The sequence below is a fragment of the Caulobacter sp. FG7 genome, from assembly GCF_057808875.1.
Genome location: NZ_JBMDIW010000057.1, coordinates 1 through 10,317, shown reverse-complemented (window position 1 = coordinate 10,317; position 10,317 = coordinate 1). Strand labels below are relative to the sequence as shown.

The 10,317-nt window shown below is 68.4% G+C and carries 8 protein-coding genes and 1 pseudogene; 2 read left to right on the top strand and 7 right to left on the bottom strand.

From position 1 onward, the window contains the following. Positions 1-124 precede the first annotated feature (124 nt). Positions 125-1,945, bottom strand: a complete 1,821-nt coding sequence (gene recJ / locus ACODR1_RS24565; RefSeq protein ID WP_488882781.1) for a single-stranded-DNA-specific exonuclease RecJ — start codon at positions 1,943-1,945, stop codon at positions 125-127. A 220-nt stretch (positions 1,946-2,165) separates the two neighbouring features. On the opposite strand from recJ, the gene ACODR1_RS24560 reads away from it, so the two are divergent. Further along, entirely contained in the window at positions 2,166-2,765 is a 600-nt protein-coding gene (locus ACODR1_RS24560; protein WP_488882780.1) for a hypothetical protein, read from the top strand. A gap of 40 nt (positions 2,766-2,805) precedes the next feature. On the opposite strand, the gene ACODR1_RS24555 is transcribed toward ACODR1_RS24560, so the two are convergent. The 6 genes and pseudogenes from ACODR1_RS24555 to ACODR1_RS24530 form a co-directional block, all read right to left on the bottom strand. Further along, positions 2,806-3,783, bottom strand: coding sequence for a class 1 fructose-bisphosphatase (locus ACODR1_RS24555; protein WP_488882779.1), 978 nt, complete (start codon positions 3,781-3,783; stop codon positions 2,806-2,808). Between the two features lie 120 nt (positions 3,784-3,903). Beyond that, positions 3,904-4,854 carry a class II fructose-bisphosphatase gene (glpX, locus tag ACODR1_RS24550; protein WP_488882778.1) on the bottom strand — a complete coding sequence of 317 codons (951 nt, stop codon included), beginning with the start codon at positions 4,852-4,854 and terminating at the stop codon, positions 3,904-3,906. 74 nt (positions 4,855-4,928) lie between these two features. After that, positions 4,929-6,218 (bottom strand): homoserine dehydrogenase, encoded by a 1,290-nt coding sequence (locus ACODR1_RS24545; RefSeq protein ID WP_101719730.1) that lies wholly within the window; start codon positions 6,216-6,218, stop codon positions 4,929-4,931. A 36-nt stretch (positions 6,219-6,254) separates the two neighbouring features. Further along, positions 6,255-6,345: pseudogene (locus ACODR1_RS24540) on the bottom strand (hypothetical protein); the annotation flags it as partial. Positions 6,346-6,357: 12 nt separating this feature from the next. Beyond that, positions 6,358-7,578 (bottom strand): LL-diaminopimelate aminotransferase, encoded by a 1,221-nt coding sequence (locus tag ACODR1_RS24535; protein WP_116488806.1) that lies wholly within the window; start codon positions 7,576-7,578, stop codon positions 6,358-6,360. 107 nt (positions 7,579-7,685) lie between these two features. Next, positions 7,686-8,132 (bottom strand): hypothetical protein, encoded by a 447-nt coding sequence (locus ACODR1_RS24530; RefSeq protein WP_488882777.1) that lies wholly within the window; start codon positions 8,130-8,132, stop codon positions 7,686-7,688. A gap of 94 nt (positions 8,133-8,226) precedes the next feature. Here ACODR1_RS24530 and ACODR1_RS24525 point away from each other — a divergent pair, with 94 nt between their 5' ends. Further along, positions 8,227-10,203 carry a class I poly(R)-hydroxyalkanoic acid synthase gene (locus ACODR1_RS24525; protein WP_488882776.1) on the top strand — a complete coding sequence of 659 codons (1,977 nt, stop codon included), beginning with the start codon at positions 8,227-8,229 and terminating at the stop codon, positions 10,201-10,203. The last annotated feature ends 114 nt before the right edge of the window (positions 10,204-10,317 follow it).

The window sequence follows — 10,317 nt, the reverse complement described above, 5'->3', positions numbered from 1 at the left end:
GAACCCCTCTCTCCAGATTGAAAATCTGGCGTCCTAACCGATAGACGAAGGGACCGCGTCGCCGCGAGGAGCCGGGGATATACAAAGGCTCCCCGGAGAGCGCAAGCGGTCAGATGCGATTTTTTTATTCCGTCCACATGCGCGGGTCGGCGGCGTCCTCGATCTCCAGCTGGACCCCTTCCCGGCCCATGTAATCATCGGGTTTCAGGCGGCCGACGACGTGCAGCGCCCCCCCGCCGGCCAGCAGACGACGCCCCAGATCGGTCTCGGCCGAACGCCAGGAGACGGCCTTGATGCGGTCCCCCGTGGGGCCGACGAGGTCGACTCGCACGTGGCCGCCGCGCAGGGCCATGACCCGCTCGGGCCGCACGCCGGCCAGGGCGAAGGTCGGCTCGACATTGCCCGGCCCGAACGGCGCCATCTGCTGGAACTCGGTCCAGAGGCCGCGATTGGCGGCGCGCGGCTGCACCAGGGCGTCGATCTCGACCGCCTCGGCCCCCACGGCCTCCATCTCGCCGGCCAGGGCCTCTTCCAGGAAAGCCCGCAGTTCGGGAATCGAATCGGGTCGCACGGTCAAGCCGGCGGCCATGGCGTGACCGCCGCCCGCCATCAGGATCCCGGCCTCGAAGGCGGCCTGTACGGCCCGGCCGAGATTCACGCCCGGCTGCGATCGACCCGAGCCCTTGGCGATTCCCGCCGCGCGATCGATGCCGATCACCAGGGTGGGCTTGCGATAGCGCTCGCGCAGGCGACTGGCGACGATGCCGACCACGCCTGGGTGCCAATCCTCGCCGGCCACGACGATGACCGGAGCGTCTGGATTGAAGTTGCTGCTGCGCTCGAGAATCGCCACGGCCTCCTCGACCACGGCGGCCTCGACGGCCTTGCGCTCGGTGTTGAGGGCGTCGAGTTCCTCGGCCAGGGCCTGGGCCTCCAGCGGATCGTCGGTGGAAAGAAGGCGAGCTCCCAGGTCGGAGCGACCGATGCGGCCGCCGGCGTTGATTCGCGGCCCCAGGATGAAGCCGGCATGGAATACGCTGGCCGCCCCCTGCCCCTTGGCGACCTCCAAAAGCGCCTTCAGGCCCGGATTGGCCCAGTTGGACATCACCCGAAGCCCCGTGGCCGTCAGCGACCGGTTGAAGCCGACAAGCTGCGTGACGTCGCAGACCTCGCCCAGGGCGGTCAGATCGAGCCACTGGCGAAGATCCGGCTCGGGACGACCCTCGCTGAACAGGCCGCGCTTGCGGGCCTCGCGATTGAGGGCCACCAGCAGGACGAACGTGACGCCGGCGGCGGCCAGCACGCCCTGCCCGCTCTGGCATCCGGGGCGGTTGGGATTGACCACGGCGGCCGCGGCCGGCGGATCCTCGCGCATCAGGTGGTGGTCGATGACCACGACCTCCAGGCCGATCGTCGCCGCGCTGGCGATCGCATCATAGGCGGCCGCGCCGCAATCCAGCGTGACGACCAGCTCGGCGCCGGTCTCGCGAATGGTCTTGAAGGCGGCGGGGCTGGGACCGTAGCCCTCCTTGAGGCGGTCGGGAATGTAGATCGGCAGCTCGACGCCCATGTGCCGGAACCAGCGGACCAACTGGGCGGCGCTGGTGGCGCCGTCGACGTCGTAGTCGGCGAACACCATGGTCGACCGTCCCTGTACCAGGGCGTCGATCAGGATCTCGGCGGCCCGGTCCATGTCGGTGAAGCTGGACGGGTCGGGAAACAGCGACTTCAGCGTCGGTTGCAGATAGTCGCGTGCGCCGTCCAGCCCGATCCCCCGAGCGGCCAACGCGCGGGCCAGGGGCTCGGACAGGCCGTGCAGCCTGCCGATGTCGCGAGCGACGGCGGCGTCGGCGGGGCGCTCGCGCCAGGCGCGTCCGGACAGCGAGCGCTCGACGCCCAGGAAGGCCTCGGCGGCGGCGGGTACGGCGTGACCGTCGGCGGCCATGGGCTAAACCAGCCTGAAATCAGCGTGTTGGAGCATGGGGCGATCCTATCGCCTTTACGGGATTCGATCCATGACACGCCGGTGCGGCGAAAACGGACGCCCGCTTGATCGTGCGGCGCCTGATCGTGTGGCGACGAGTTCGTTCGCAGGGGACGCTGGTGGCGCAGGCCGCACTAGTTTCGGCTTTCTATAAGGACAGCGAATCGGACGGAGCGCCCTCGTGATCACTCTCGTGTTCTGGCTGATGGCGGCGGGCATGCTGGCCGCCAGCGCGTATGCGGCCTCGCTTCGCATCTGGCCGCTGACCGTCATCATCCTGGCGCTCTGCTGGGACAACGCCATCGTCGCGGGCGGAGCCCTGGTCGGCGCGGGCGACCTGCTCATCGGCCTGTCGGTGCCGCGCTACGTCGCACACGGCCTGCTGACGCCGCTGCTGATCCCGATCGTGTTCTGGATCGCCAGGCTGCGCCTGCGCGCCTGGGTGTGGGGCCTGACCGCCCTGCTCGTGGCGCTCGGCGCCTATACCGAGATCTTCAACCTGAACCTGGTGCTCAAGGAGTACGGCGGCACGCTGCGCTACGCCCACGCCGCCGCCAGCCCGCCGATCCCGTCGATCGTGACGGTGCTGGTGCTGATCGGCGTCGGCGTCCTGCTGTGGCGGCGAGCTGGCGTGCCGTGGCTATGCCTGGGCGCGCTGGCGATGTTCGGCAGCGCCGCCAGCGGCGTATTCTGGCTCGGCAACGCCGGCGAACTGGTGCTGATCGGCTCGATCCTGGCGACCGCGACCGCCCTGCGCTCGAAAGCCGCCCTCGCCCGCTAAGGGACGCGCCCTCCCCTCCTGGAGAGGGCGCGAGCCGTCATCAACCGGCGGCCGTTTCCTTGGCCACCTGATCGACTTCATTGGCCGAACCCAGCACCACCGGCACGCGCTGGTGCAGCTTGCTGGGCGCCAGGTCGAGGATCGGCGTGACGCCGTCGGTGGCCTTGCCGCCGGCGCGCTCGACGATCAGGGCCATGGGATTGGCCTCGTACATCAGGCGCAGCTTGCCCGGCTTGCCCGGCTCGCGGGCGTCCCACGGGTACATGAAGACGCCGCCGCGCATCAGGATGCGGTGCACGTCGGCGACCATCGAGGCCACCCAGCGCATGTTGAAGTTCTTGCCCCGCGGACCTTCCTTGCCGGCCAGGCAGCCGTCGACATAACGGCGGATGGGCGGGGCCCAGTGGCGCTGGTTCGACATGTTGATGGCGAACTCGGCGGTGTCGGCCGGGATGGTCGACGCGGCGTGGGTCAGCAGCCACTTGTCGTCGGCCGACAGGGTGAAGCCCACGACGCCCGAGGTGAGGGTCAGAACCAGCATGGTCTGCGGACCGTAGACGGCGTAGCCGGCGCCGACCTGGTGGCGGCCAGGCTGCAGGAAGTCGGCTTCGGTCGGCTCGCGGCCTTCAGGCGCCGGCAAGATCGAGAAGATGGTGCCGACCGAGACGTTGACGTCGATGTTGCTGGAGCCGTCGAGCGGATCGAAGGTGACCAGGTAGCCGCCCTGGCGACCGGTAGTCTCGACATGCTCGAGCTCTTCCGAAGCGATGCCAGCCACCGGATCGCAGGCCTTCAGAGCGTCGCTCAGCAGGTCGTTGGTCAGGATGTCGAGCTTCTTCTGCTCCTCGTCCTGAACGTTGGTGATCCCGGCCGCGCCGAGATTGCCCAGAATGGCGCCGCCGGCCACCACGCGGCTGATGCGGGCGCAGGCGGCGGCGATTTCGGTGACGACGGTCTTGACCGCGGGGCTGGAGGGATCGCCGGCGAGGTGGCTGGCGAGATCGATCAGGGCGGTCATGGAAAGGGCCTCGAACTATACGGGGCGGCGATCAGTCGCCGCGGCGCGAGCGACTCGCAGACTAGTACGACAATATTACGAGCGAGAACGGGCCGACGGCGACCGCCGGCCCCACAAAACCTAGACGCGGCGCTTCATGCGCACTTCGCGCACGGCCCCGGTCGAGGAATTCATCACCAGGCTGTGGGTATGGACGAAGCCGTCCTTGAACCCCACCCCGTCCAGCAGCGCGCCGGAGGTGACGCCGGTGGCGGCGAAGATGGCGTCGGACCGGACGATCTCGTGCAGATCGTACTTCTTGTCGAACTCGGTGACGCCCCAGCGCGCGGCGCGGGCGCGCTCGTCGGCGTTGCGGAAGATCAGGCGTCCCTGGAACTGGCCGCCGACGCACTTCAGCGCCGCGCAGGCCAGCACGCCTTCGGGGGCGCCGCCGGAGCCGAGATAGAGATCGATGCCGGTCGACGGGTCGGCGGTGTTGATGACGCCGGCGACGTCGCCGTCGGTGATCAGGTTGACGCGCGCGCCCACCGAACGGACCGAGGCGATGATCTCGGCGTGGCGGGGACGGTCCAGCACGCAGACAGTGATCTGCGACGGCTCCACGCCCTTGGCCGCGGCCAGCGCCTTGACGTTGTCGGCCGGCGACTTGTCGAGATCGATCACGCCCGGCGGATAGCCCGGCCCGCAGGCGATCTTGTCCATGTAGGTGTCCGGCGCGTTCAGCAGCGTGCCCTTGGGGGCCCAAGCCATGACGGCCAGCGCGTTGGGCATGGCCTTGGCCGTAAGCGTGGTGCCTTCCAGCGGATCCAGCGCGATATCGACGGTCGGGCCGCCACGACCCACCTTCTCGCCGATATAGAGCATCGGCGCCTCGTCGCGCTCGCCCTCGCCGATGACGATCTCGCCGTCGATGGAAAGTTCGTTGAGCGCGTTGCGCATGGCGTCGACGGCCGCCTGGTCGGCGGCCATCTCGTCACCCCGGCCGACCATGGTCCAAGACGCGATGGCGGCGGCTTCGGTCACGCGGACCGCATCCAGGACCAGAGAACGGTCCAGGGTGTTAGAACTCATCAGTGTCTCCCAGCCCGTGGCGAGGCTAATTTCCCAATGTCTTCCACACCTGGACCGCTTGTTGCTCGCGATCTCTAGTTGCGCGCGACGCGCAGAAGACGGGGACGCTCTAGCACGGCCTGCAGCTTTTCGATGCGGCTAATCGCGTCGAGCAGCTTGGATTCCGGAGTCGCATGGGTGACGAGCACGATCGGCACGCCGCCCGCCCCTTCGACAGGCTTCTGCAGAAAGGCGTCGATCGAGACACCGCATTCGGCCAGGGTTTCGGAGATCGCGGCGATGGCGCCCGGCACGTCGCGGACCATGATCCGCAGATAGGCCTTGCCCACCGACTTGGCCGGATCGACGGCGACGAACGGCTTCAGCGCGCCGGCCGGAGCCTGGAACACCGGCCGCACGGCCTTGGTCATGACGTCGGCGATGTCGGCGGCGACGGCCGCAGCTGTCGGGCCAGCGCCGGCGCCCGGCCCCTGGATGAAGATGCGGCCGATGCGCGTGCCCTCGATGAACAGCGCGTTCAGGGCGCCGCCGGCCTGGGCCAGCGGATGCTCCAGCGGGATCAGGGTCGGATGGACCTTCACGGCCACGCCGTCGTCGGTCTTCGAGGTGCCGGCGATCAGCTTGATGCGATAGCCCAGGTCCTTGGCCAGCTTGATGTCGAGCAGCTCGACCTCGCTGATCCCTTCGATCTCGGCGGCCTCGTAGTTGGGTGCGCAGCCGAAGGCCAGGGCGGCCAGGATGGTGATCTTGTGGCCGGCGTCGAAGCCGCCGACGTCCATCGTCGGGTCGGCCTCGGCATAGCCCAGGGCCTGGGCCTCGCGCAGCACGTCGGCGAAGTCGCGGCCGGTCTTCTCCATCTCGGAGAGGATGTAGTTGCAGGTGCCGTTGAGGATGCCCGCCACCGAGACGACGTCATCGCCGACCATGGCCTCGCGCAGCATCTTCACCGCCGGCGTGCCGCCCATGACGGCGGCTTCGAACAGCAGCGGAACATCGTTGGCCTCGGCCAGGGCGGCGAGCTCCGCACCGTGCTCGGCGATCAGGGCCTTGTTGGCGGTGACCACCGGCTTGCCCAGCTTCAGAGCCGCCTCGACCGCAGCCTTGGCCGGGCCGTCGCTGCCGCCGACCAGCTCGACGAACAGGTCGACGTTGGGCGAGCTGGCCAGGGCGACCGGATCGTCGAACCATTCCAGGCCCGAGATGTCGACCGTGCGCGGACGCGACTTCGAGCGAGCCGAGACGGCGACCACTTCGGCGCGGTCACCGGCCGGCGCGAAATCCGGGCGGGCGGCGAGGAACTGCAGGAGGCCGCCGCCGACAGTGCCGAGGCCCGCGACGCCGACGCGCCAGGTTTTCTGAGTCATGGTGCGGTTCCTCGTGGTCGGGTGGCCCTAGCGGGGCCGCCCTCGTCCTTCGACAAGCTCAGGATGAGGGCTACTGCAGGCTTTAGCGGTCGAAATCCTCACCCTGAGCCTGTCGAAGGGCGAGGATTTCGCAGAAGGATCAGGCCTGCTCGAGACTGTTGTGAGCCTTGGCCAGGATCTGGTCGGCGTTGGCGATGAACTTCTTCACGTTGCGCGCGGCCTGCTTGATCCGGTGCTCGTTCTCGACGAGGCCGATACGGACATAGCCCTCGCCGTACTCGCCGAAGCCGATGCCCGGGGCGACGGCGACGCCGGCCTCCTCGATCAGCAGGCGCGAGAACAGCATCGAGCCGGCGGCCTCGAACTGCGGCGGGATCTTCGCCCAGGCGAACATCGAGGCGGGCGGGTTGGGAATGTCCCAGCCGGCGCGCTTCATCGACGAGACCAGGGTGTCGCGGCGGCCCTTGTAGATGCCGCGGATCTCCTCGACGCAATCCTGCGGGCCGTTCAGCGCGGCGGCGGCGGCCACCTGCACCGGCGTGTAGGCGCCGTAGTCGAGATAGGACTTCACGCGGGCCAGGGCCGCGCAGATGCGGGCGTTGCCGACGACCATGCCCACGCGCCAACCGGCCATGGCGTAGGTCTTCGACAGCGAATTGACCTCGACGGCGATGTCCTTGGCGCCTTCGACCTGCAGGATCGAGGGCGGCGGGTTGTCCTCGAAATAGATCTCGCCATAGGCAACGTCGCTGATGACCAGGAGGTCGTGCTTCTTAGCGAGCGCCACGGCGTCCTTGTAGAAGTCGAGGTCGACGGTCTGGGCCGTCGGGTTCGACGGATAGGAGAGGATCAGCACGGACGGCGGCGGCACCGAGTGCTTCACCGCGCGGCTGATGTTCGACAGGTACTGCTCCGGACTCAGCGCCGGCACGTGGCGGATGACGCCGCCGGCCATGATGAAGCCGAAGGCGTGGATCGGATAGGCCGGGTTCGGGCAGATGATGACGTCGCCGGGAGCCGTCAGGGCCTGGGCGAGGTTGGCGAAGCCCTCCTTCGAACCCAGGGTCGAGATCACCTCGGTGTCGGGGTTCAGCTTCACGCCGAAGCGGCGGTCGTAGTAGCCCGCCATGGCCTTGCGCAGGCCCGGGATGCCCTTGGAGGCCGAGTAGCGGCCGGCGCGCGGATCGCGCGAAGTCTCGATCAGCTTGTCGACGATGTGCTTGGGCGTCGGCATGTCCGGGTTGCCCATGCCGAAGTCGATGATGTCGACGCCCTGGCCGCGCAGGCGAGCCTTGATGCGGTTGACCTCTTCGAAGACGTAAGGCGGCAGGCGGCGGATACGGTGAAAGTCGGCGGTCATGATGGCTCGTGCGCCCTCTGGCGCTGCAGGAGCGAAAAGTCGGGCATGGATAGACCCCAAGCGGGGCCTAGCCAAGCCAGTTCAAGGAAAATTATGCCTCCGTCGCCCTATTGGGGCTTGGACGGAGGCGGGGTAGCTCGGCCACGAGCAGCCTTGGCGAAGGCTTCGGTCTCGGCGCGGTCGGCCACGGTCGGGATTTCCGACGGCGGAACGCGGCCGGCGCGCTGGGCGCGGGCGGCGAAACCCTCGGTGTCCGACAGCGCGAAGGTCTCCGGCGCGGTGTCGCGACGAAGCTGAGCGGCGGCGGCCTGCTCGGCCTGGACCTGGGCCTTGTATTCGCCCGGCTTGGGAATGTCGGTCGGCACGGCCGGAATGCTGGCCAGGCTCGGGACCTTGCCCGGTTCCTTGGCGGCCGCTTCGGCGGCGGCGGCCACCGGCGAGGTGGCGTCGACGGGCGGCGGCGTGAACGGCGACGAGGCGCAGGCCGACAGCACGGCCGAGAGGACCGCGAGCGAGGCGCCGAAACGTACGATTTTACCGGTTTGGCCGTTCATCTTGTCTCTGGTCTTATGCGATGATCGCGGCGAGCGGAAGGCGCCGAACGAGAATCGGCGGTCGATAAGCGACATTCAGGCGGAAGGAACGCGCATGGCCAAGAGCGACGGCAAGGACGCGGGCAAGGGCGTCAAGACGGCGGGCAAGCCCCGCAAGCCCTCCGCACCGCGCAAGACGGCCGCCGCAGCGCCAAAGCCCCCTCCTCCGCCCCCAGAACCCGATCCCACGCCCGAATCGGCCGCCCAGTCCGGCGCCCCCGATTTCACCGCGCTGCTGACCGAGGAACAGCGGCGGATGATGGAGGCCCTTTCGGCCAATCTGGCCCGTGCGGCGGTCACCGCCCAGGGGGCGATCGCCGAGGCCGCCCTGCGCCAGGCCGACCGGCCGGCGGCCCTGTCGCCCGACCCCTTTCACGTGGCCCCCGCCCTCAACGAGGTGATCGGCAGCCTGGCTTCCCAGCCCGACCGGCTGCTGCGCGCCCAGGCCGACCTCTTCAGCGGCTACATGGAGCTATGGCAATCGGCCGCCCGCCGCGCCGTCGGCGAGGAGGCCAAGCCGGTGGTCGCCCCGGCCCATGGCGACAAGCGCTTCGCCGACCCCGACTGGTCGTCCAACCCCGTGTTCGACATGATGAAGCAGTCCTACCTGCTGACGTCGAACTGGCTGAACGGCCTGGTGGCCCAGGCCGAGAACGTCGACCCGCAGTCCAAGCGCCGCGTCGAGTTCTTCACCAAGATGCTGACCGACGCCTTCTCGCCGTCGAACTTCCTGATCTCCAACCCTGCCGCCCTGCGCGAGGTGATGCACACCAACGGCGAGAGCCTGAAGCGCGGCATGGAGAACTTCGCCGCCGACCTGGAGCGTGGCGGCGGCCAGCTGGCCATCAGCCAGACGGACCTCGCCAAGTTCAAGGTCGGCGAGAACGTCGCCACCGCCCCGGGCAAGGTGGTCTACCAGAACGACATCCTGCAGCTGATCCAGTTCGACCCGACCACCGAGCAGCAGCACGAGATCCCGCTGCTAATCTTCCCGCCCTGGATCAACAAGTTCTACATCCTGGACCTGCGCCCCGAGAACTCGATGATCCGCTGGCTGACCGGCCAGGGCTTCACGGTATTTGTGGCCTCGTGGGTCAACCCGGACACCCGTCTCGCGGCCAAGACCTTCGAGGACTACATGCTCGAAGGCATCTACGACGCCAGCCAGCAGGTGATGACCCAGTGCGGCGTCGATCGGGTCAACACCGTCGGCTACTGCATCGGCGGCACGCTGCTGTCGTGCGCCCTGGCCCACATGGCCGCCAAGGGCGACAAGCGCATCAACTCGGCCACCTTCTTCGCCGCCCAGCAGGACTTCGCCGAGGCCGGCGACCTGCTGCTGTTCACGGACGAGGCCTGGCTGAAGGAGATCGAGGCAAGGATGGACCAGCAGGGCGGCTTCCTGCCCAGCCAGTCGATGGCCGACACCTTCAACGCCCTGCGTGGCAACGACCTGATCTGGTCGTTCTTCATCAACAACTACCTGATGGGCAAGGAGCCGCGCCCGTTCGATCTGCTGTTCTGGAACGCCGACCAGACACGGATGCCCAAATCGCTGCACCTGTTCTACCTGCGCAACTTCTACAAGGACAACAACCTGACCCACGGCCGCCTGACCCTGGGCGGCGAGGTTTTGGACCTGTCGAAGGTCAAGACCCCGATCTACGTGCAGTCTTCGAAGGACGACCACATCGCGCCCTATCGCAGCGTCTATCGCGGCGCGCGGGCCTTCGGCGGTCCGGTGACCTTCACCATGGCCGGCTCGGGCCACATCGCCGGCGTGATCAACCACCCCGACGCCAGGAAGTACCAGCACTGGACCAACGAACACCTGCCCGGCTCGGTCGACGGCTGGATCGCCGGCGCGGTCGAGCATCCCGGTTCGTGGTGGCCGCACTGGGCCGATTGGCTGAAAGCCAAGTCGGGCAAGCTGGTCCCGGCCCGCGATCCGTCCAAGGGCCCGCTCAAGGCCTTCGAGGACGCCCCCGGCAGCTTCGTGCGGGTGCGGTCGAACGCGGAAGCGGCGGCTTAGGCGCTTCACGCCCCCTCAGTCGCTCCGCGACAGCTCCCCCAGAGGGGGAGCATCTTCCTGGAGCGCCGACGCCAATAGATCCTCCCCCTCTGGGGGAGGTGGCCCGGAGGGCCG